Genomic DNA, 19,442 nt, shown 5'->3' with positions numbered 1-19,442 from the left:
TTTCGATGCCGAGCAACCGTCACCAGATGCCTCTTCGTATCTATCCCCTGCGCATTTTGGGCATGGGGCTTGGCGGTACGGTGGCCGCCGTGGTGCTGTGGGAGCGCAACGCCAGCGTCTTGGCCTGGATCGGCATGGTGTTGCCCGCTTTTGTGTGGCCCCACGTGGCCTACCTGCTCACGCGGCGCAGTAAAAACCCCTACCGGACCGAAACTCGCAACCTGCTCATCGACTCCGCGATGGCGGCCAGTTTCGTGCCGCTGATGCACTTCAACCTGCTGCCCAGTGTGCTGCTGCTGACGCTGACGATGGTGGACAAGATCACCACCGGCATCCGCGGCCTGTGGGCCCGCTCGATCCCGGCCATGCTGGCCGGAGGGGTGGCGGGCACCGTGTTCGCCGGCTTCCACTGGGCACCCGACACGTCCATGCGGGTCATCATGGCCTGCCTGCCGGTGATGACGCTGCACACCCTATCGGTGAGCATCGTCAGCTACCGGCTGATCCGGAAAACGGCGCAGCAGAACCAGCTGCTGGACGAACTGCGGCGGGTGGACGCGCTGACGGGGCTGTTTGGCCGCGGCCACTGGCAAGAGCAGGCCGAGGCCGCGCTTCGCCGCCATCACACCCTTGCTGAACCCGCCAGCATGCTCATGCTGGACATCGATCACTTCAAGGCCATCAATGACACGCATGGCCATACGGTGGGCGACGAGGTGATCCGCGCGCTCGCCCACGTGGTGCGCGGCAGCGTGCGGGCCAGCGATTGCGCGGGGCGTTTTGGCGGCGACGAATTCGCGATCGTGTTGCCGGGCATGCGAGTCCAGGAGGCGCTGGCCGTTGCCCACCGCATCCGCGCGCAGACCGAGGCGGTGCGCCTGCGCCAACTGCCCGAGGTGCGCATCACCAGCAGCATTGGCGTGGCGGCAGCAAGCCACCGGCACGGCACGCTGCGCGCGTGGATCGATGCCGCTGACGCCGCCCTGTACACCGCCAAGCACAGCGGCCGCAACCGCGTGGCGAGCGATCCGGAAGCAGAGACGCCGCCAGCGGTTTGAGCCGCGGACCGATCCGGCTCCCCAGCGCGCGTCATGAGCCCTGGGCGGCGGGCCATTGCACGCGCACCGTGCAACCTTCTCCAGGCGTAGCCGTGGCTGCCACCTCCGCGCCGTGGCGCCGCGCCACCTGCTGGCACAGGGCCAGGCCCGCGCCGACACCTTCAAAGTCGGCCTCCCGGTGCAGGCGCTGGAACACGCCGAAGAGCGATCCCGCCCGTGCCGGGTCAAACCCCGCACCGTTGTCCTGCACCACAAATGCCACCTGCCCTTCGGGCGCCGCGGTGGCCGCCACGGTGATGCACGGCTGCGCGGTGGCGCGACTGAACTTGAGCGCGTTGCCCAGCAGCTCCGCCAGCAGCGCGTGCAGCAGCGCCGGATCCGCCCGCAACGGGGGCAAGGCATCCACCGCCACCCGCCACTGCACGGTACGCCCGGCCTCGGCGGCTGCCAGTGCCTGGCGCGCCTGCGCCACTGCATCGCCCAGCGCCACAGGCTGCAGCTGCAGGGGCGCGCGACCCGTGCGCGCCAGGGCCAGCAGGCCGTCTATCATGAGCCCCATGCGCCGTGCGGACTGGTCCATGGTGGCCAGAAACCGCAGCGCCTCCTGCACTTCGGCGCGCTGCAGCACGTCGGCCGGCAGATCGCCCAGCACTTCGCGCACCAGCGTTCCGTAGGATGTCACATGCCGCAGCGGCGCGCGCAGATCGTGCGAGACGGCGCGCAGGAATTCCTCCTGCGCGGCGGCCATGTCGGCCATCTGCTGCTGGGCGCGGGCCAGTTCGGCGCGCGCTTGCTGCAGTTCGCCCTCGGCGGCACTGGCATCAGGCGCATTCATGGCTTGGATTGTTTGGCGGGGCGGTTCCAGTTGGCAATGCTCACCTGCTTGCCCCGCGCAACGCTTAAAGCACCCGGCGCCGTGCTCTTGGTGATGGTGCTGCCGCCGCCCACCGTGCCGCCAGCGCCAATGGTCACCGGCGCCACCAGCACGCAGTTGCTGCCGATGTGCACGTCGGCCTCGATCACCGTGCGGTGCTTGTTGGCGCCGTCGTAGTTGGCGGTGATGCTGCCCGCGCCGTAGTTCACGCGCTCGCCCACGGTGGCGTCGCCCAGGTAGGCCAGATGGTTGGCCTTGGCGCCGTCGGCCAGTGTGGAATTCTTCACTTCGACGAAGTTGCCGATGTGTACCTCGCGGCCCAGCTGTGCGCCGGGACGCAGGCGGGCAAAGGGGCCGATGAGCGCGCCCTCGCCCACGCTGGCGCCGGCCTTCTCGCCGTCGATGTGGGTATAGGGGTGGATCACCGCACCCGCCGCGATGCGCGCGTTGGCGATGCAGCAGTTGGCGCCGATGCTCACGCCTTCGCCCAGCTCCACGCGTCCGGTGAAAACGCAGTTCACATCGATTTCCACGTCCTGACCGCAGACCAGCTCGCCGCGAACCCCGGTGCGCGCATCGTCGCGCAGGTCGAACCGCGCGGGGTCGGCCAGGCGCACGCCCTGCTCCATCAGCACGCGGGCCTGTGCGCGCTGGTGGGCGCGCTCCAGCTCGGCCAGCTGCAGCGGGCTGTTGACGCCAGCGACCTGCAAGGCATCGGCGATGCGGTGGGCAACCACCGGCACACCGTCCGCCACGGCCATGGCGACGATGTCGGTGAGGTAGTACTCGCCCTGCGCATTGTCATTGGTCAGCCGCGCCAGCCAGCCGCGCAGCTGCCGCGCGGGCACAGCCATGATGCCGCTATAGATCTCGGAGATCGCACGCTGGGCGTCGCTGGCGTCCTTGTGCTCGACGATGCCTTGCACCGCGCCATTGGCATTGCGCAGGATGCGGCCGTAGCCCGCGGGGTCCGGCAGGTCCACCGTCAGCAAGGCGAGCTTGCCACCCGCGCTGGCGGCCACCAGGGCGCGCAATGTGTCGGGCTGGGTCAGGGGCACATCGCCCGACAGCACGACCACCGTGCCGTCGTCGCGCAGGTGCGGCAGGGCCTGCATCACCGCGTGGCCGGTACCCAGCTGCGGTTCCTGTCGCGCAAATTGCAGGTCAAAACCAGCGCCAGCGCTGGCCAGGCCTGCGCAAGCGGCTTCCACTTCGGCAGCACCATGGCCTGTGATGACGATGGCGCTGCGCGCCTGCAGGTGCGCTGCCTGGTCGAGCACATGGTGCAGCAGCGCCCGCCCGGCCAAGCGCTGCAGCACCTTGGGGACGCGGCTTTTCATGCGCGTGCCTTTGCCGGCCGCCATGATGAGGATGTCGAGGGGGGTCATAAACAAATAGGTCGTGTGCGCCGCCGGGGACCAGGCGCCCCAGCCTGGCGTGGATTATCGGCTGGTGTCTTCGGCGACAGGAACGCTACACAAACAATAGCTTTCAGCGCTTATCTATCAAGCGCTAGCGGGATTTTTGACCCCAACGGCAGAAAGCAGAGCGCCCGCTTAGAGCCTGCTCACGATCTCCCGAGGGTCGCGGCGCGCCATCGTGAGGGATGTGGAATGCTTCGGGTGCGCCGCATGGGCCCATGCCCATGCAAGCAGCCGGGGCGTTCAATGGCCCGATTTCACTCCGGCGCCCCCCAGGCTCTTACAGCAACGGCATCAGGCGTGGCGGCGTGTCGTAGTAATCGGCAATGCGGGCCAGCGCGCGCGGGTTCAGCAGCCGCAGCCGTCCATTTTTCAGCTCGTGCAGACCCAGGGCCGACAGACGCCGCAGCGTCTTGTTGGTGTGCACCAGCGACAGTCCCAGCGCATCGGCAATGTGCTGCTGGTTCAGCGGGAACGCCACCGCGCCGTCTTCTGCCAGACCGATGCGGTCCAGGCGGCGGTACAGGTGCATGAGCAGCACGGCCACGCGCTCGGTCGCATTGCGCCGGCCAGTGGTCAGCAGGTTCTGATCCACGTGGCTCTCCTCGTGCGCGGCCAGCCAGGTGATGTCGTAGCCCAGCCGCGGATGCTCGCGGAACATGGCCCACAGGCTGTCGTTCTGGAACACGCACAGGGAGCAATCCGTCAGCGCCTCGGTGCCGTGCAACGCCGCCCCGTCAAACTCCTGCTGCAAACCGACCAGATCGCCCGGCAGCAGAAAGTTGAGGATCTGGCGGCGGCCATCGCTCAATGTCTTGTAGCGAAAGGCCCAGCCGGAGTACAGCGTGAAGAGCCGTGCGTTCGCCTGGTTCTCACGTACCAGCGTTTCCCCCGCACTCACCGTCACCGTGCCCGCGCGGATCGACTCGATGAACTCCAGCACCTTGGGCGGCAACTGGGTGAACGCTCCGGTCTGCCGCAGCCGGCAGTTGTGGCAGCTCACGGGGCAGTTGGCATTCGGCGCAGCGAGGTTCATTGGACGCATTGTAGGGATCGACACCGGATTCACACCTCGATACAAAAGTCCGGGCCCTCAGGGCTTGCATCATGTCATTTGATGTAGTGGCGCCTTCCTGACTGGCCTACATTGGCGCACCATATGAATATAAAACCAGCCCTTTACGAAGTTCTGTACGTCAGCACGCTGGCGCCCCAGCAGCCCCTGAGCGTGGTGGCCGAGATCGCGGCGCGTGCGCGCGTGGTGAATGCAGAACTCGACATCACGGGCTTGCTGGTGTTTGACGGCCAGCGGTTTTGCCAGCAGCTGGAGGGGCCGCAGAAAGCGGTGCTCAAGCTCATTGAGCGCATCCGCAACGACCCCCGCCACGTCAACGTCGAGATCGTCCACAACGGACCGCTGGCCGGGCGTCGCTTCCAGCAGTTCAGCCTGGCGTTCAGCACCCTGGAAGACGTGGACGCCCTGGCCCGCATGGAGCGGCTGGACGGGCAGGCCGCCGTCGCCGCCTTCGATGAGGTGTGCGCCGCCATCGAGCTTTGACGCGGCGGCCCGCTGGAACTGCCGGTTGCCCGGGCTAGGCCAGGCCTGCTGTCCAGCGGCGCAGGATCAGCGTGGCGTTCACGCCCCCAAAGCCGAAGCCATTGAGCATGGCGTGTGAAAGCGCCATGGGCCTGGGCTGCAGCGCGACCAGGTTCAGTCCCCGCGCCAGTTCATCGGGCTCGTGCAGGTTCAGCGTGCCCGGCACCACTTGGTCGCGCAGCGCCCGGGCGGTGAAGATGGCCGCCACCGCGCCAGCAGCGCCCAACAGGTGACCGGTGGCAGATTTGGTGGAGCTGATGGCTACCCCTGCGCCATCGCCGAACACGCGGCGGATCGCCGCAAGCTCGCCACGGTCTCCCACCATGGTGGACGTTGCGTGCGCGTTGAGGTGCTGCACATCGCTCGGCTGCAAGTCGGCCTGGGCCAACGCCGCAGCCATGCTGCGCGCCGCGCCGTCGCCGTCCTCGGGTCCCGAAGTGATGTGGTAAGCGTCGGCCGACGTGCCGTAGCCCACCAGCTCGGCCAGCGGCTGAGCCCCACGCGCCAGCGCATGGTCCAGCGCCTCGATCACCAGCATGCCCGCACCCTCGCCCATCACAAAACCGTCCCGTTGCGCATCAAACGGGCGCGACGCCTGCGCGGGCACCTCATTGAACCCGGTGCCCAGGGCCTTGGCCGCCGCAAACCCGCCCAGGCTCACGCGGTCAATGGCCGCTTCGCTGCCGCCGCACACGGCCACATCGGCCTCGCCGCTGCGGATCATCCGCGCGGCGTCGCCAATGGCCTGCACGCTGGCCGCGCACGCCGTGACCGGCGCGCCCAGCGGTCCTTTCAGGCCGTGACGGATCGACACATGCCCCGCTGCGAGGTTGACCAGGAACGACGGCACCGTGAAGGGCGACAGGCGCTGTGGTCCGCGCGTGTCGGTGGTGCGCACAGCCTCGGCAATTGCGCCAAAACCGCCAATGCCCGAGGCGATCACGGTGGCTGTGCGCTCTCGGGCCCGCTCATCCGGGGGCGGCCACCCGGCCTGGGCCAGCGCCTGCTGCGCCGCGCCCAGCGCGAACGGGATGAAGCGGTCCATCTTGCGCTGATCCTTGGAGGACACGACGGCATTCACATCCCAGCCGCCCTCCGCGTCGTCCGCCACACTGGGCACCTGCCCCGCCACCTTGGCGGCAATGCCTTCCGTGACCGCCTCTGGCAAGCGCGACAGGCCCGAGCGCCCCGCCAGCAGGCGCTGCCAAGCCAACTCCACGCCGCAGCCCAGCGGCGACACCAGGCCCATGCCGGTCACCACCACGCGCCGCATCAGGCCACCACCTTGTTGCAACACGCGCTGCCGCGCGCACCGGCACCGGGGCCGTCAGGAATGATTGGGTTCATGGGATTTACCTCGTTGGTCAAATGGGGCGCAGCACTCGGAACAGGTCTCAGCGCTGCAGCGATTTATGATTGCACTCATCATCATAACGTCGCAAACGCGTTTTGCGTACGATCGCAATCATTAAGTGGAGGCTGCATGAAGGTTTCCAAAGCACGGGCCGCCGAGAACCGGCAGGGCATCTTGGACGCGGCGGCGCGCCTGTACCGCGAACGGGGCCTGACGGGCGTGGGTGTGGCCGACATCACGCGCGACGCCGGGCTCACCCATGGCGGCCTGTACCGGCATTTCCCGTCCAAGGACGCGCTGGTGCAGGAAGCCTGCGCACGCGCGTTCGACTGGACGATTTCCCCTCTGGACGGTGTGACGGCCAACACCACGGTGAGCGAGCGCATCCAGAGCTACCTGTCGCCCCAGCACCGCGACGCGCCGGGCACGGGTTGCCCGGCAGCTGCGCTGGCGGTGGATGCCGCGCGGGCAGGTGGCGAACTGTCGGAAGTGTTTGCAGAGGGCATCGAGCGCAACATCGCGCGCTTTGCGCAGTTGCTGGCAGACAGCAGCGCCGAGGAAGGGAATGCCACCGTGCAGCCCCAGGACCGGGCGCTGGCCATGCAAACGCTGGCCACCCTGGTTGGCGGGCTCGTGCTGGCCCGCGCCACCGCAGCAGCGCGGCCCGCACTGTCGGATGAGCTGCTGACGACGCTGCAGGCGCGGTTGATCGACCTGCTGGGCGAGAAAGCGCTGTAGGAGCCTGTGCCGGCCTGCCCTGGTCAGGATTCGCTATGAAAAAAGAGCTGCCACCGCTTGAAAAACAAGCGCTGGCAGCTCTTTTTATTCAGAACCGAAACCGAGATGGTCTGCCCCCTCGGCGCCAGTTCAGGCGCAACTCAGGCGCAGCAGGCGTCGCCCCAGGTTCCGTGGGCAGAGGCCCCGTTGCCAAAGGATGCACGGCGCCACCACGAAGCGGGGCGGGCACTCGCGGCATCCCCGCGAGTCCAGCGGTACTGCAGACGGCGGCCGCCCAAGGGCTCCATCACCACCGACTGCCCTGCAGCCACTTGCAGCGATTGCCCTGCGCAGAGGAAAACGTCGGTGCTGTCGCCCACGCCCTGGCCCAGCGTGACCCAGGCCTGGCCCTCGGCAATGCGCAGTGTCATGGCGGTCTGGGGCGCCAAGCTGACGGCAGCGCCAGCGGCCACGGTGCCAGTGCTACCGGCCGCCGCACCCGCGGCGCGGAAAGATCCCAACAGATGAAGAGCGTGAGAGGAGGTTGTCATGGCTTTCTCCGGGTAAACCCTAATAAGGTCGTATGGTGCGCGGCTTGCAGAACAACGTCCAATGAAAAGCACGGCACCTATGATGCTTTTCCTGCATAGAGGCTTCAGACAGGCTTGCGCTGTAGGGGTGCTGCTATCCGATGCAGAGCAAACCGGGCCAGGCCAACGGCAAAGCGCCCGCCCGCACCCACCACATCCACCAGGGCCGCACCGACCGCCCGGCCGCCCTGCCCCAGGGCCCGCACCAGCTCGCGCAGCGGCTGCACCACGCCACATTCCCAGTCGCAGGCCGCCAGGCCGCGAGGTTGTGCGGTGGGCGCCATCGCCACCCGGTCCCAGCGGAAAGCCACCGCTTCAGCGGCGCCCGAGGAGTCCCAGGCTTCCATCACCACGTGCTGCCCTGGCGCAATGACGAGTTGCTCACCCGCCCGCAGCACATGGTCTTCGGGCACACCGGGCCGATCCGCCAGGGATCCACTCACGGTCAGCCACACCTGCCCCTGCGCAATCTGGAGCACCCCGTGGGTGCGGGGTCGCAGCGACAAGGCCCGGCCGGTGGCCAGTTTCCAGCAACCGGCCGCAGTACGGCTCGCCACGCTGGCGGGCTCGAATTGTTGCGATTCCAGAACGTTGCGGGGAAACATGACGGGCTCCTTGCTTGGGTAAAAGGTGTTTTCGGAGACTGCATGGTGCGCTTTGCCGGGCCCACAGTCCAATGAAAACGCGGTACCCTATTCATTCCCACCGCGCATGAATTACCGCCAGGACACCCACCATGGCTTCTGCCGAATACGCCCCCGCCATCCTGCGAACCCGCCCCGTCGCCACCGGCCACTGGCGCGCCTTCCTGGCGGTGGCCAAGCACCTGAACTTCCGCGCCGCCGCTGATGAACTGGCGCTCACCCAATCGGCGGTCAGCCGCCAGATCCAGGCGCTGGAGGAAGAGATCGGCGTGGCGCTGTTCCTGCGCCACACGCGCGCCGTGGAACTCACCAGTGCAGGCGCGCAGCTGCAGCGCGCCGTGGCGCCAGCACTCGAACGCATGGACGCCGCCGTACGCCTGGTGCGCCAGACAGCGGGCCGTCGCAGCGTGGCGATCACCACCTGGGCCAGCTTTGCATCCATGTGGCTCATCCCGCGCATGGAAGAATTCCAGCGCGACAACCCAGGCATCGACATCCGCATCGATGCCAGCGACGTGCCTGTGGACCTGGAAACCTCCGACGTGGACCTGGCGCTGCGCTACAGCCTGCCCGGCCCCGGAACCCAGGGCGGACAGCGGTTGTTTGGCGAGCAACTGGCCGTGGTGGCCAGCCCCTGGCTGCTCAAAAGCGCCAAGCCCTTGCGCACGCCAGCCGACGTCGCCCAGTTCACTCTGATCGAGGCCGGCGACGCGCACCGCAGCCAACACCTGGAATGGCTGAGCTGGCGGCGCTGGTTCGATACCTGCGACCTGTCCAAGCTGCAGCCCCAGCGCTGGCTGTACTTCAACTACGCCCACCAGATCGTGCAGGCAGCCTTGGCCGGCCAGGGGCTGGCCCTGGCCCGCATGCCGCTGATCGCCGATGCGCTGGCTTCCGGCGATCTGGTGGAAGTGCTGCCCAGCCACCGCATCGACTCGCCGCTGGCCTACTGGCTGATGGTGGGTCCCCGCAGCGGCCAACGGCCCGAAATCAAGGCGTTCTGCGCCTGGCTGCAGGTACAGGCCCAGGCCACGCGCGAAGCGATCGGGGACGTGCCGGACCCGGACTTGAATGACAACCTGGACTGACAACCAGCGGGGAAAAAGACCGCCCCTTGACCGCACTCAAGAGGCAGGGTTGACACACATCAACGGGCCGTAATTTCACGCCTTCGGATGCGGGGAGACTATCTTTTCCTAGCGCAGCGCCCGGTGCATTCTTTGGGGGAGCCACGATGAGGGACCCCCGATGACTTTCATGCCATGGACCAGCGAGCTGGAGCTGGGTTTTGACGAGATCGACCGCCAACACCAGGAACTGGTGCGGCTGACCAATCAGTTGCACGAAGAACTGTGCTGCCCCATCCCACGGCGTGAAGCCATCGGCGCTGTGCTGGAAGGGTTGGTCGACTACACGCACAACCATTTCATCATCGAGGAAGTGCTCTTCCAGCGCCACGGCTACCCCGAAACGGCCGCCCATCAGGCCGAGCACAACGGTTTCACAGCCCGGGCCATGGACCTGCTCATGCGCTTTGAAGATGGCGAAGAAGTGTCGATGGAAGCGCTGGACCTGCTCAAGGGCTGGCTGGTCCACCACATCTGCCAGGTGGACCGCGCCTACGTGCCGTTCTTGCGCGCCGCGGAGGCGCAGGCTGCGGCCACCGCCTGAGCCATGCGGGCGCCGCGGGGTTCAGGCCAGTGCCACCCGCGCAAACTTGCGTTTGCCGACCTGCACGACATAGGTGCCGGCACCAAGCTTGAGCCCCTTGTCGCTGACCACGCTGCCATCCACCCGCACGCCGCCCCCGTCGATCAAGCGGTTGGCCTCGCTGGTCGACGGCGCCAGATTGGCCTGCTTGAGCAGCGCCCCGATGCCCAGCGGCGCGCCCGACAGGGCCACTTCGGGAATGTCGTCGGGCACGCCGCCCTTGCTGCGGTTGTTGAAATCCTGTTCGGCCGCATCGGCGGCGGCCGCGCTGTGAAAACGCGCCGTGATTTCCTTGGCCAGTGCCACCTTGGCCTCCTTGGGATTGCGCCCGCCGTCCACCTCGGCCTTGAGCGCCGCAATCTCGGCCAGGCTCTTGAACGACAGCAGCGTGTACCAGTCCCACATCAGCGTGTCGCTGATCGACAGCACCTTGGCGAACATGGTGTTCGCGTCTTCGGTGATGCCGATGTAGTTGTTCTTGGACTTGGACATCTTGTCCACGCCGTCCAGGCCCACCAGCAGAGGCATGGTGAGTACACACTGCGGCTCCTGACCATACTCCTGCTGCAGGTGGCGGCCCATGAGCAGGTTGAACTTCTGGTCCGTACCGCCCAGCTCCAGATCGCTCTTCAAGGCTACCGAGTCGTAGCCCTGCATCAATGGGTACAGAAACTCGTGCACCGAGATCGACTGTCCGGTGGTGAAGCGTTTGTGAAAGTCGTCGCGCTCCATCATGCGCGCCACCGTGTATTTGGCGGCCAGCTGGATCATGCCGGTGGCACCCAGAGGCTCGCTCCATTCGCTGTTGTAGCGGATCTCGGTCTTGGCCGGGTCCAGCACCATGCTGGCCTGGCGGTAGTAGGTTTCGGCATTGAACTTGATCTGCTCGGCCGTCAGGGGCGGGCGCGTGCTGTTGCGGCCCGACGGATCGCCGATCAGGCTGGTGAAATCCCCGATGAGGAAGATCACCTGGTGGCCCAGATCTTGCAATTGCCGCATCTTGTTCAGCACCACGGTGTGGCCGATGTGGATGTCGGGCGCGGTGGGGTCCAGCCCCAGCTTGATGCGCAGCGGCTGGCCCGTCGTTTCCGACCGGACAAGCTTCTTGAGCCATTCGTCCTGGGGCAGCAGTTCCTGCACGCCCCGCAGCGAAATTTCGAGGGCCTGTCTTACACCATCAGAGACCGGGGTTGTTGTAACAGCAGATTGATTCATAAGGGTTTTTTGGGATGTCTATACAGCATGCACCGCTATACTCCAGCCCACATTGCGTGAGGCGGATTCTAGTGGGACCGCCGTTGCGACCTGTTTTCACCATTCTGTCCAAAGGCAGCAGCCTGACAGTCTGTACACCTGGTACCGCCGCGCCCCTGCTGCCCGGCGCGTTCCAGGCCATCATGTTCACCTGGGGATAGACCTTTGATTCACGGCTTGACCACCGCCAGCTCGGCTTTGCTTGACCGGCTGTCCCACACGATCCAAAAACATCCCCAACGCATCACCGCCGCCGTCGCAGCCCTTCTGCTGACGGGTGGCGGCGGCGCATTCGCCGTGGCGTCTTTCGCGCCCGATCCGGCCGAGCTGCCGGTGCGCATGGTGAGCTACCCCGTCGAGTCGCTGGCCGAGAATGTCGTGCTGAGCGAGCTGGAGGCCCCGGGCTTCTCGCTGTACCGCTCCGAACAGGTGCGCTCCAGCGACACCCCCGAATCGCTGCTGCAGCGCATGGGTGTGGCCGATCCGGCCGCTGCGGCCTTCATGCGCGGTGACACTCCTGTCAGACAAAACGTGCTGGGCCGCACGGGCCGCATCGTGTCGGCGGAAACCACCGACGACCACCGCCTGCTGCGCCTGACCGTTCGCTGGGTGCCGGACGACAGCGGCAACTTCCGCCGCCTGATCGTGCAGCGCCAAGGCGACAAGTTCACGTCGCGCATCGAAACCGCCAAGCTCACGGCCAACAGCCGGCTGGCGGGCGGCATCATCCACAGCTCGCTCTTCGCCGCCACCGATGCTTCCAACATCCCCGACGCCGTGGCCGTGCAGATGGCCGAGCTGTTCTCCGGGAACATCGACTTTCGCCGGTCGCTGCGCAAGGGGGACCGCTTCTCCGTGGTCTATGAAACCCTCGAAGCCGATGGCGAGCCGCTGTCCAGCGGCCGCGTGCTGAGCGCGGAATTCGTCAACAACGGCAAGAGCCACCAGGCCGTGTGGTTCCAAGAGCCCGGCGCAGCCAAGGGCGCCTACTACACGCTGGACGGCGAAAGCATGCGCCGCGCCTACCTGACATCCCCCGTGGAGTTCTCGCGCGTCACCAGCGGCTTCAAGATGCGCATGCACCCCATCCTGAAGACCTGGCGCGCCCACCTGGGCACCGACTTCGCCGCGCCCACCGGCACTGCGGTGCGCACCGTGGGCGATGGCGTGGTGGAGTTTGCGGGCGTGCAGAACGGCTTTGGCAACGTAGTCTTCGTCAAGCACCGCAACCAGCACGTCACCGTTTATGCCCACCTGAGCCGCATTGACGTGCGCCAGGGGCAATCGGTCGAACAGGGCCAAACCCTGGGCGCCGTGGGCGCCACGGGCTGGGCCACCGGGCCGCACCTGCATTTCGAGTTCCGCGTCAACGGCGTGCACCAGGATCCGCAGACCATCGTGGCCCAGAGCGAAGCCGCAGCGCCGGTCTCGGCAGCCTCGCGCCCCGCGTTTGACCGCCTCGCGGCGAACATGCGAGTGCAGCTGTCTGCCGCCGCCTTGATCGAACAAGCCAGCGCAGAGTGATCAAGTTCCCCGCGAGTCGCCTCGCTCCTTGCCTCGCGGTAGGGACACCGCAAGCGCGGCGGGGCTGCCCTTGCGCGGCGGCCGTGGACCTGGGTCGCGCCAGTGGCAACAAACCTGGCGCCTCTGGACGCACAGCCTTCCACTCCACGCGCTCACACTCCAAACAACTTCCGTGAGCGCATCCGAGCTGTACATCGGCCTGATGTCAGGCACCTCGCTCGATGGCATCGACGGGGTGCTGGCCAATTTTTCGGGGCCGCGCATGGTAGTCACGCGCCATGCCAGCGCGGCTTTTGCGCCGGAGTTGCGGGCGGAGCTGCTGGCGCTCAACACCTCGGGCAACGACGAGCTGCACCGCGCAGCCCTGGCAGGCAACGCGCTGTCGCGGGCGTATGCCGAGGTCGTCCACGCCCTGCTGGCCCAGAGCGGGCTGCCCGCCTCCGCCATCCGCGCCATCGGCACCCACGGGCAAACGGTGCGCCACCGGCCCCAGGAATTTGACGGCACGGGCTACACCCTTCAGCTGGGCAACCCAGCCCTGCTGGCAGAGCGCACTGGCATCACCGTGGTGGCCGATTTCCGCAGCCGCGACGTGGCCGCAGGCGGCCAAGGCGCCCCTTTGGTGCCGGCGTTCCACCAAGGAGTCTTTGGCCGCCCCGGCGAGAGCGTGCTGGTGCTCAACATCGGCGGCATCTCCAATCTCAGCGTGCTGGGCGGCGACGGCCGTGTGCTGGGATTTGACTGCGGCCCTGGCAACGCGCTGATGGACCACTGGTGCCAACAGCACACTGGCCAGCCTTTTGACGCAGGAGGCAACTGGGCGGCCAGCGGAAAGGTGCTCCCAGAATTGCTGGCATCGTTGCTGGACGAACCCTTTTTACAGAAGCCGCCCCCCAAAAGCACGGGCCGTGATCTGTTCAACCCCCCTTGGCTCGCGCACCACCTGCAGCCGTTCAAGACAGCGGAGCCGGCAGATGTGCAAGCAACTTTGACAGAATTCACTGCCAGCGCTTGCTCCATCAGCGCAAACAGCTACAAAAATAATAGCAAAATCATGGCTGTGTGTGGCGGTGGCGCCCTCAATACCCATTTGATGGCTCGGCTGCAGGCCGCCTGCCCCCGCCTGCAAGTGACCGCCACCGATGCCCTGGGCCTGCCCGCATTGCAGGTGGAGGCGGCGGCTTTTGCCTGGCTGGCGCGGCAGGCGCTGCACGGTTTGCCAGGCAATCTGGCCAGCGTAACCGGGGCCGCGGGAGCCCGTGTATTGGGTGCAATTTACCCGTCCTGAAAAAGCAAAAGCCGCCCATGGGGCGGCCAAGTGGTCTGGTGCAGAGCAGGGGCGCGTACCCGCCGGCCCCCACCTCTCCAGGTCAGGCAGAGAAGCTGGAGCCGCAACCGCAGGTGGTGGTGGCGTTGGGGTTCTTGATGACGAACTGAGCGCCTTGCAGGTCTTCCTTGTAATCGATCTCGGCGCCGACCAAGTACTGGTAGCTCATGGCATCGATCAACAGCGACACGCCGTTCTTGGTCATCGTCGTGTCGTCTTCGTTGGTGATTTCGTCAAACGTGAAGCCGTATTGAAAGCCCGAGCAACCACCGCCCTGGACGAATACGCGCAGCTTCAGGTCAGGGTTGCCCTCTTCGGCAATCAGGTCCGCGACCTTGGCCGCTGCACTGTCGGTGAACAGGATGGGGGCGGGCATTTCGGTCTGGACGGGTTCGGCAACTGCGCTCATGGGGTACTCCGGGTTCAATATTTGCGGTGAATACTACTGCAGACCGCTCGGGAATTCAGGTCACTGGCCGTTTGACGCTAGTTTCAGTGGGGGCTTTTCCTCCACCAGGACAGCCACCGGACACATCTGGCCGGCAATCATGGCGCCCTGGTGCATCTCCAGCGCCTTGTAATGCACGTTCCCGGTGATCTTGGCCTTAGGCTGCAGCTCCAGCAGTTCACCCGCGTGCACAGGACCCACCACTTGGCCATTGATGATCACGTGGTCGGCATGCACCGCCCCCTCCACGCGCGCCATCTCCGAGATCACGAGGATGCTGGGTTGCTCCGAACCCGCGCGGATATCCCCCACCACCTCGCCATCAATGCGCATGCCTTCGACAAAATGCACGCTGCCCTCGATCCTGGTGCCCTGCGCGATGAGGCTTTTGATCGGTGGCTGCTTCTTGCGTGAAAACATGGACGAAAACTCCACAAAGGACTGGCGCCAGTCCAGGGGACCGGTGACGGAATGGTTAGAACGGCGGTGACCGCCACGTCTGGCGCAGCATGGCATGCGGCGCATCAGACGGCTGCGGGTGCCCGCAAGGATTTTGATCTGCAGCAAGAAGCCATCCGGCCAAGTTGGGCACCGCCCCGACCTTGCCGCACCAGAAGTCCGCTCCAAAAAAAAAACGGCAAGTCAGGCTTGCTTGCTTCATGAACGCGCTTGCGGCCAGCGTCTTAGTCGATGGCCATGGTTTGCACCGATCGAACCGTGGAGCCCTCCAGCACGCGCGCGGTCACGGTTTTTACCACGGCGTTGGGCGGAAGATCGAGGACACCTTCAATCCGCCGGTATTGCTTGACTTGCAGCGGCTGCCCCTGGGCTGGCTGGGTCTGGGTCCAGGGATTGCCGTCTTGCGTCCCTGAAAGAACCAGTTCAAACCGGCCATTGAACTCCGGCGCATTGCGGGCCGCCTGGATCACCAGGACCTGCCAGCGCAGCTGCATTCCCCCCAGCACCTCGGCCTGCAGGCTGCGGATTGCGAGCCCTTCCGTCTTTGCCGCAGGAATCAGCTTTTCAAAAAACCCCAAGTCTTCGCGTAGCGTGCGGTTGTCGGCCTCCAGCTGGCGGACCTGCGCCATCAAACTCTCCTTGGCAGACCGCTCGGCGACCAGCAAGCTCTCGGCCGTGTGGGCCACTGTCTGTTGCTCCTGCCCCTCGGCGCGCAGGCGGTCCACCTCGGCCCGCAGCTGAAGCAATTCGTCCCGGGAGACGGTATCCAGACCTGCAATGGACTTTCCAAACTCGAAGGCCCAAAGGGCTACCGCTGCACAGAAGCCAAAGACCACGGCCAGGACCAGCCAGCGAACAGGCCAAGGCATGGCACTGCGGATGGCCACCCGCGGGGCGCTGATGGTCAGCCGGCGGCGCAGAAGGCGAAGGCGCATGGTACGAAAAGTTGAATCATCCGGATGACCCGCAGAAAAGAGCGCACCTTAAACGAAAAAACCGCCCGGAGGCGGTTTTTTGATCTGTAAAGCATCCCAAGGAACACTTTGCAGGGGACGGATGCCCGCCCGAAAGCGGACATCCATGAAGAGCCTCGCCAGCTTAACGCTTGGAGAACTGCTTGGCGCGGCGTGCAGAGTGCAGACCGACTTTCTTACGTTCGACTTCACGGGCATCGCGCGTCACGAAGCCGGCCTGGCTCAGGACGGGCTTGAGGGATGCGTCGTAATCGATCAGGGCGCGGGTGATACCGTGGCGGGCAGCGCCAGCCTGGCCGGATTCACCGCCACCATGCACGTTGATCTGGATGTCGAAGGTTTCGACATGGTTGGTCAACGCCAGGGGTTGCTTGGCAATCATGATCGAGGTTTCGCGGCCGAAGTAGGACTGGATGTCCTTGCCGTTCACCGTGATCTTGCCGGAGCCTTTTTTCAGAAACACGCGGGCGACGCTGGACTTGCGACGGCCGGTGCCATTGTTCCATTCACCAATCATCTCAAGGCTCCTTAGATTTCCAGCGCCTTGGGCTGCTGGGCGGTGTGGGGATGCTCAGCACCACCGTACACCTTGAGTTTCTTGATCATCGCGTAGCCCAGGGGACCCTTGGGGAGCATGCCCTTGACAGCCTTTTCCAGCGCGCGGCCGGGGTGCTTGGCTTGCATGTCGCGGAAGTTCGTGGCCGTGATGCCGCCGGGGTAACCCGAATGGCGGTAGTACACCTTGTCCAGGGACTTGGTGCCGGTGACCTTGAGCTTGGCTGCGTTGATGATGACGATGAAGTCACCGGTATCGACGTGAGGCGTGTAAATGGCCTTGTGTTTGCCGCGCAAACGGAGAGCAACTTCGCTGGCTACTCGTCCGAGGACCTTGTCGGTCGCGTCAATCACAAACCACTCGTGCACGACCTCAGCGGGCTTGGCGCTGAAAGTAGTAGTCATGAGATTTCTCTGCAAAAGAGGGTTTGGCGGGTCCTTTTCCACGGTCGGTGCTTCTCTTTCGGAAGCCTCTTAGGTGGCGTCAAGTCTTCGCCGCGGGACCACAAAAACGCTGCGAAGCCCTCGATTATACGAAGGAGACCGACAGCGGTGCAAGCCCGAGCCTTGACTCGCTCGCGTCAGCCATGCGGAGCTGCGCTCGAGGAACCACGCCCAATCCCCGATTGGAGGCAGATTCGGCTCAGTTCGGGCTTTGGCGATTGCGCGCCTCTTCGGCCTCATAGCGGCGCCGATTCTCCACACAGATGGGGTGGTTGGCCTGCGCGGGCTTTTGGCATTCGCGGTGGATGCACATGGGGCGCGCCAGGAAGCTCGCATCGGCGCATGCCTCCTGTGGGCTGGGCAGGCGCGGAGGAGCCGGTCGCGGCTTGGGCTCTGCCACCACAGGCGGCGGCGGGGGGGGTGGCTCCTCGCGAACCACGATGGGTGTGGGGGCCGGCTCGGGAGCGGCGCGCTTGCTGTTGCGCGGCGCTGGGCGGGGGGCCGATGCCACGACGAGTGCCGAGGCAGGCACCGCGGCCACCGGGGTACTGGCAGGACTTTCAGAAGCGGCGCCCCCAACGGCAGAAGCCTGGGCGTCGGCCGCGCTGGCCGCATCGGCGATCACCAGCGCCACCGGCGGCGGCACGGGAGCCGGCTCGGCCATCTCGGTAATGATGTCGTCTTGCGGCGCCTTGTGGCCCTGCGCCCACCGCAGACCCGCCGCTGAGGCCACCACGGCGAAGGCAGCGACCCCGACCCACACCAGCACGGGCACCCGCCGCCCCGTCCTGCCGGCCTTGCCCGGGCTGCGCGCCGTGTCCCGGTCGCCATGACGCGACCGGTGGTGCACACCCTCGCGCCGCGCATGCGTTTGCCCTGCTTCCAGATCGTCGTAGCGGGAGTCTTCGGCCACCACGGTATCGCCAGCGTCAATGAACACCGTGTCGCCGCCTTCCGCAGCGACGGTGTCGGGCCCAGCCAGCATGACCGTATCGCCGCCGACGTCCCTGCTGCGCTCTTCGCCTCCGCGATTCACCCCAAATTTGTCAACTTCATCCTCCCGGGGCGCCACTTTTGTCATGGCGGCCTGGGCCTGGGCTTCGATTTCGGCCACCACGCGGGGCGCGGAGGTGATGTCCACCGTGGGGGTGAGCAGGCCGGGGCCGGGCTGGTCGGCGGGTTCAACCCAGATATCCCCCAGTTCGGCCCGGAAATCGAAAAGCTCGATCCCCTCGGGCGCGGAGGTCATCCCCATGATCTGCAGGAACGCGTCAATGCTTTGCGGCCTGTCCTGGGGCTTGAGCGCCAGCGACTGCGCAATGGCAGCGACAAACGGCTCGGAATATTCCACGCCAAACTGCCGCTTCACGGTCCTTGCCACACGCGAGAAGGACACCATGCGGTCACGGATGGACCGCAAGGTCGAAGGCAGGGGGGTGTCGTTGCACAGGCAGCCGTGCACCACGGCAGCCAGCGAATAAAGGTCGCTCCACGGCCCCTGGCGCAAGTCCTGGTCGCCGTCCGCATACTGCTCGATGGGTGCGTAGTTCACCTTGAGGACGGCGGTGTGCTTGCGGTCCTGGTCGTTGATCGCGTGGCGCGCGGCGCCCAGGTCCAGCAGCACCGGCGGACCGATGTCCTGCAGGAAGATGTTGTCCGGTGAGATGTCCCGGTGCAGCGTTTTGCCGTCGTGCAGCACCCGCAGGGCCCCCAGCACCGACCACAGGACCTTGCGCAGCCAGATCTCAGGCGGCGGGGTGCGCATCTGGGCGCGGGCCTGCTTGAACGTCATGCCGCTGTAGAGCGGCATGACCATGTACGCGGTGTTGTTAGCCTCCCAGAACCGGAACACCTTCACGAGCGAGGGGTGGTCGAACTGGGCCAGCAGGCGGGCTTCCCCCACGAAGGAGGCCAGCCCCGCATTGAAGGTTATCTGGTCTGATGATGAGCGCACCCACAGGGACTGACCCTGCGCCCGCCCAGCCAGCGCCGAGGGCATGTATTCCTTGATCGCGACGGCCCGGTGCAGGGAATGGTCGAACGCTTTGTAGACCATGCCAAAGCCGCCCACCCCCAGCAATGCCAGGATCTCGAATTCCGCCAGACGGGTTCCAGGGGGCAGCGCATCCAAATGGCTGACACCGCTGGCGGGAGCTTGGCTGGAACTTTCAATCATGGTGAACAAAGGGTGGCGTCTTGCATGCGTCAACAGGGACCCGGCACCTGCGCACAGGGTCCAAGACCTTTGCAATCATGAAGCATGCCAGGTCCCTCCACGGAAACAAATGACTTCCTGTCTGCCAAAAACATCACGCCCGACGGATGGGCTAAACCCCGATTGTGCCCCGGCGTCCGCCGGGCCCCGGCAACAGCGCCGGAAGAATCCGAGCCGAACCCTGATTTTCAGCAAAGGGAACCAGAAAGCTTTCCACCAAAACCACGCAAGTTCCCGCATGAGGGCCGGCAGGCCCTCAGCGCTCCCGTGCAGGGGG

General features: G+C 65.9%; 20 protein-coding genes. 7 read left to right on the top strand and 13 right to left on the bottom strand.

The genetic code is table 11. The annotated features are described in order from the left end of the window. The first annotated feature begins 5 nt into the window (after nucleotides 1-5). Nucleotides 6-1,058, top strand: coding sequence for a diguanylate cyclase AdrA (locus MRY84_RS01835; RefSeq protein ID WP_291504064.1), 1,053 nt, complete (start codon nucleotides 6-8; stop codon nucleotides 1,056-1,058). Nucleotides 1,059-1,089: 31 nt separating this feature from the next. Here MRY84_RS01835 and MRY84_RS01830 read toward each other — a convergent pair whose 3' ends face one another. The 3 genes from MRY84_RS01830 to MRY84_RS01820 form a co-directional block, all read right to left on the bottom strand. Continuing rightward, nucleotides 1,090-1,893: an ATP-binding protein gene (locus MRY84_RS01830; RefSeq protein ID WP_291504063.1), complete on the bottom strand. Its 804-nt coding sequence runs from the start codon at nucleotides 1,891-1,893 to the stop codon at nucleotides 1,090-1,092. Then, nucleotides 1,890-3,320 carry a bifunctional UDP-N-acetylglucosamine diphosphorylase/glucosamine-1-phosphate N-acetyltransferase GlmU gene (gene glmU / locus MRY84_RS01825; RefSeq protein WP_291504062.1) on the bottom strand — a complete coding sequence of 477 codons (1,431 nt, stop codon included), beginning with the start codon at nucleotides 3,318-3,320 and terminating at the stop codon, nucleotides 1,890-1,892. Before glmU ends, MRY84_RS01830 begins: the two co-directional genes overlap by 4 nt. 313 nt (nucleotides 3,321-3,633) lie before the next feature. After that, complete coding sequence (locus MRY84_RS01820) at nucleotides 3,634-4,389, bottom strand: Crp/Fnr family transcriptional regulator (protein ID WP_291504061.1); 756 nt, start codon at nucleotides 4,387-4,389, stop codon at nucleotides 3,634-3,636. Nucleotides 4,390-4,512: 123 nt separating this feature from the next. Between MRY84_RS01820 and MRY84_RS01815 the strand changes: the two genes are divergently transcribed. Further along, complete coding sequence (locus tag MRY84_RS01815; protein WP_291504060.1) at nucleotides 4,513-4,911, top strand: BLUF domain-containing protein; 399 nt, start codon at nucleotides 4,513-4,515, stop codon at nucleotides 4,909-4,911. A gap of 34 nt (nucleotides 4,912-4,945) precedes the next feature. On the opposite strand, the gene fabF is transcribed toward MRY84_RS01815, so the two are convergent. After that, nucleotides 4,946-6,223 (bottom strand): beta-ketoacyl-ACP synthase II, encoded by a 1,278-nt coding sequence (gene fabF, locus MRY84_RS01810; RefSeq protein WP_291504078.1) that lies wholly within the window; start codon nucleotides 6,221-6,223, stop codon nucleotides 4,946-4,948. 210 nt (nucleotides 6,224-6,433) lie between these two features. Here fabF and MRY84_RS01805 point away from each other — a divergent pair, with 210 nt between their 5' ends. Next, the gene (locus tag MRY84_RS01805; protein ID WP_291504059.1) at nucleotides 6,434-7,042 is read left to right on the top strand and encodes a TetR/AcrR family transcriptional regulator; all 609 of its coding nucleotides are present in this window, start codon (nucleotides 6,434-6,436) and stop codon (nucleotides 7,040-7,042) included. Nucleotides 7,043-7,182: 140 nt separating this feature from the next. Here the strand turns inward: MRY84_RS01805 and MRY84_RS01800 are convergent, their stop codons facing one another. Then, complete coding sequence (locus MRY84_RS01800; protein ID WP_291504058.1) at nucleotides 7,183-7,572, bottom strand: DUF2917 domain-containing protein; 390 nt, start codon at nucleotides 7,570-7,572, stop codon at nucleotides 7,183-7,185. 104 nt (nucleotides 7,573-7,676) lie between these two features. Continuing rightward, nucleotides 7,677-8,216, bottom strand: a complete 540-nt coding sequence (locus MRY84_RS01795) for a DUF2917 domain-containing protein (RefSeq protein ID WP_291504057.1) — start codon at nucleotides 8,214-8,216, stop codon at nucleotides 7,677-7,679. A gap of 131 nt (nucleotides 8,217-8,347) precedes the next feature. Between MRY84_RS01795 and MRY84_RS01790 the strand changes: the two genes are divergently transcribed. Beyond that, the gene (locus MRY84_RS01790; protein ID WP_291504056.1) at nucleotides 8,348-9,343 is read left to right on the top strand and encodes a LysR substrate-binding domain-containing protein; all 996 of its coding nucleotides are present in this window, start codon (nucleotides 8,348-8,350) and stop codon (nucleotides 9,341-9,343) included. Between the two features lie 160 nt (nucleotides 9,344-9,503). Beyond that, the gene (locus MRY84_RS01785; RefSeq protein ID WP_291504055.1) at nucleotides 9,504-9,926 is read left to right on the top strand and encodes a bacteriohemerythrin; all 423 of its coding nucleotides are present in this window, start codon (nucleotides 9,504-9,506) and stop codon (nucleotides 9,924-9,926) included. Between the two features lie 21 nt (nucleotides 9,927-9,947). On the opposite strand, the gene tyrS is transcribed toward MRY84_RS01785, so the two are convergent. Continuing rightward, entirely contained in the window at nucleotides 9,948-11,180 is a 1,233-nt protein-coding gene (tyrS, locus tag MRY84_RS01780) for a tyrosine--tRNA ligase (protein WP_291504054.1), read from the bottom strand. A 204-nt stretch (nucleotides 11,181-11,384) separates the two neighbouring features. Here tyrS and MRY84_RS01775 point away from each other — a divergent pair, with 204 nt between their 5' ends. Beyond that, entirely contained in the window at nucleotides 11,385-12,743 is a 1,359-nt protein-coding gene (locus MRY84_RS01775; protein WP_291504053.1) for a M23 family metallopeptidase, read from the top strand. Nucleotides 12,744-12,915: 172 nt separating this feature from the next. Beyond that, a complete protein-coding gene (locus MRY84_RS01770; protein WP_291504052.1) occupies nucleotides 12,916-14,031 on the top strand; it encodes an anhydro-N-acetylmuramic acid kinase in 1,116 nt (371 codons plus the stop codon). 82 nt (nucleotides 14,032-14,113) lie between these two features. On the opposite strand, the gene erpA is transcribed toward MRY84_RS01770, so the two are convergent. From erpA to MRY84_RS01740, 6 genes are all read right to left on the bottom strand, one after another. Further along, nucleotides 14,114-14,479, bottom strand: coding sequence for an iron-sulfur cluster insertion protein ErpA (gene erpA, locus MRY84_RS01765; RefSeq protein WP_291504051.1), 366 nt, complete (start codon nucleotides 14,477-14,479; stop codon nucleotides 14,114-14,116). A 60-nt stretch (nucleotides 14,480-14,539) separates the two neighbouring features. Further along, nucleotides 14,540-14,938, bottom strand: a complete 399-nt coding sequence (locus tag MRY84_RS01760; RefSeq protein ID WP_291504050.1) for a polymer-forming cytoskeletal protein — start codon at nucleotides 14,936-14,938, stop codon at nucleotides 14,540-14,542. 263 nt (nucleotides 14,939-15,201) lie between these two features. Beyond that, nucleotides 15,202-15,912 carry a DUF6776 family protein gene (locus MRY84_RS01755; protein ID WP_291504049.1) on the bottom strand — a complete coding sequence of 237 codons (711 nt, stop codon included), beginning with the start codon at nucleotides 15,910-15,912 and terminating at the stop codon, nucleotides 15,202-15,204. A gap of 163 nt (nucleotides 15,913-16,075) precedes the next feature. Beyond that, entirely contained in the window at nucleotides 16,076-16,468 is a 393-nt protein-coding gene (gene rpsI, locus MRY84_RS01750; RefSeq protein WP_005798582.1) for a 30S ribosomal protein S9, read from the bottom strand. Between the two features lie 11 nt (nucleotides 16,469-16,479). Next, nucleotides 16,480-16,911, bottom strand: coding sequence for a 50S ribosomal protein L13 (rplM, locus tag MRY84_RS01745; protein WP_291504048.1), 432 nt, complete (start codon nucleotides 16,909-16,911; stop codon nucleotides 16,480-16,482). Between the two features lie 238 nt (nucleotides 16,912-17,149). Then, complete coding sequence (locus MRY84_RS01740; protein WP_291504047.1) at nucleotides 17,150-19,126, bottom strand: serine/threonine-protein kinase; 1,977 nt, start codon at nucleotides 19,124-19,126, stop codon at nucleotides 17,150-17,152. Between the last annotated feature and the right edge of the window lie 316 nt (nucleotides 19,127-19,442).

The sequence above is a fragment of the Acidovorax sp. genome, from assembly GCF_022763525.1.
Taxonomy (GTDB): domain Bacteria; phylum Pseudomonadota; class Gammaproteobacteria; order Burkholderiales; family Burkholderiaceae_C; genus Acidovorax.
This window is presented reverse-complemented; position numbering and strand designations above follow the sequence as displayed.

What these genes read in the sequence shown, in the direction of transcription:
- fabF (WP_291504078.1), bottom strand. Translation starts at nt 6,223, where the DNA reads ATGCGGCGCGTGGTGGTGACCGGCATGGGCCTGGTGTCGCCGCTGGGC.
- rpsI (WP_005798582.1), bottom strand. Translation starts at nt 16,468, where the DNA reads ATGATTGGTGAATGGAACAATGGCACCGGCCGTCGCAAGTCCAGCGTC.
- glmU (WP_291504062.1), bottom strand. Translation starts at nt 3,320, where the DNA reads ATGACCCCCCTCGACATCCTCATCATGGCGGCCGGCAAAGGCACGCGC.
- MRY84_RS01795 (WP_291504057.1), bottom strand. Translation starts at nt 8,216, where the DNA reads ATGTTTCCCCGCAACGTTCTGGAATCGCAACAATTCGAGCCCGCCAGC.
- MRY84_RS01755 (WP_291504049.1), bottom strand. Translation starts at nt 15,912, where the DNA reads ATGCGCCTTCGCCTTCTGCGCCGCCGGCTGACCATCAGCGCCCCGCGG.
- MRY84_RS01800 (WP_291504058.1), bottom strand. Translation starts at nt 7,572, where the DNA reads ATGACAACCTCCTCTCACGCTCTTCATCTGTTGGGATCTTTCCGCGCC.
- MRY84_RS01835 (WP_291504064.1), top strand. Translation starts at nt 6, where the DNA reads ATGCCGAGCAACCGTCACCAGATGCCTCTTCGTATCTATCCCCTGCGC.
- MRY84_RS01785 (WP_291504055.1), top strand. Translation starts at nt 9,504, where the DNA reads ATGACTTTCATGCCATGGACCAGCGAGCTGGAGCTGGGTTTTGACGAG.
- tyrS (WP_291504054.1), bottom strand. Translation starts at nt 11,180, where the DNA reads ATGAATCAATCTGCTGTTACAACAACCCCGGTCTCTGATGGTGTAAGA.
- erpA (WP_291504051.1), bottom strand. Translation starts at nt 14,479, where the DNA reads ATGAGCGCAGTTGCCGAACCCGTCCAGACCGAAATGCCCGCCCCCATC.
- MRY84_RS01740 (WP_291504047.1), bottom strand. Translation starts at nt 19,126, where the DNA reads ATGATTGAAAGTTCCAGCCAAGCTCCCGCCAGCGGTGTCAGCCATTTG.
- MRY84_RS01815 (WP_291504060.1), top strand. Translation starts at nt 4,513, where the DNA reads ATGAATATAAAACCAGCCCTTTACGAAGTTCTGTACGTCAGCACGCTG.
- MRY84_RS01830 (WP_291504063.1), bottom strand. Translation starts at nt 1,893, where the DNA reads ATGAATGCGCCTGATGCCAGTGCCGCCGAGGGCGAACTGCAGCAAGCG.
- MRY84_RS01820 (WP_291504061.1), bottom strand. Translation starts at nt 4,389, where the DNA reads ATGAACCTCGCTGCGCCGAATGCCAACTGCCCCGTGAGCTGCCACAAC.
- MRY84_RS01760 (WP_291504050.1), bottom strand. Translation starts at nt 14,938, where the DNA reads ATGTTTTCACGCAAGAAGCAGCCACCGATCAAAAGCCTCATCGCGCAG.
- MRY84_RS01805 (WP_291504059.1), top strand. Translation starts at nt 6,434, where the DNA reads ATGAAGGTTTCCAAAGCACGGGCCGCCGAGAACCGGCAGGGCATCTTG.
- MRY84_RS01790 (WP_291504056.1), top strand. Translation starts at nt 8,348, where the DNA reads ATGGCTTCTGCCGAATACGCCCCCGCCATCCTGCGAACCCGCCCCGTC.
- rplM (WP_291504048.1), bottom strand. Translation starts at nt 16,911, where the DNA reads ATGACTACTACTTTCAGCGCCAAGCCCGCTGAGGTCGTGCACGAGTGG.